The organism is Oleiphilus sp. HI0132, assembly GCF_001635845.1.
The window spans coordinates 1-443 of the sequence record NZ_LWGJ01000974.1 but is presented as its reverse complement, the minus strand read 5'-3'; the positions used below and the strand labels follow the sequence as shown (position 1 = coordinate 443).

At 47.9% G+C, this 443-nt stretch carries 1 protein-coding gene; it reads left to right on the top strand.

Annotation, left to right across the window (positions count from 1 at the left end; genetic code table 11):
* A partial coding sequence (locus tag A3766_RS11000; RefSeq protein WP_231882887.1) for a helix-turn-helix domain-containing protein occupies window positions 1-443 on the top strand: 443 nt, incomplete at both ends.

Genomic DNA, 443 nt, shown 5'->3' with positions numbered 1-443 from the left:
GATTGATGAAGCCGTTAGTGCTGGAGCCAGAAGAGTGAAAGCCTGTGAGCTAATAGGCTTATCGCTTCGGACCTTACAACGCTGGATTGAAGATGGTGGCGTTACACAGGACAAAAGACAGTCAGCTATTAGACCTGAGCCAAAGAATAAGTTGTCAGAAACCGAGCGACAGAGCATTATCAATATCTGTAACGAGCCCGAATATGCGGACCTTCCACCCAGCCAAATCGTACCAAGGCTAGCGGATAAAGGGCAATATATTGCTTCTGAGTCCAGCTTTTATCGTGTGCTCAAAGCACATAATCAACTGGCTCACAGGGGGCGAGACAAGCCCAAAAATGGTACGAAGAAACCGAAGGGATATACGGCCACTGGGCCAAATGAAGTCTGGAGTTGGGATATTACGTACTGCCCTGCAACTGTGATAGGGCGGTATTATTACC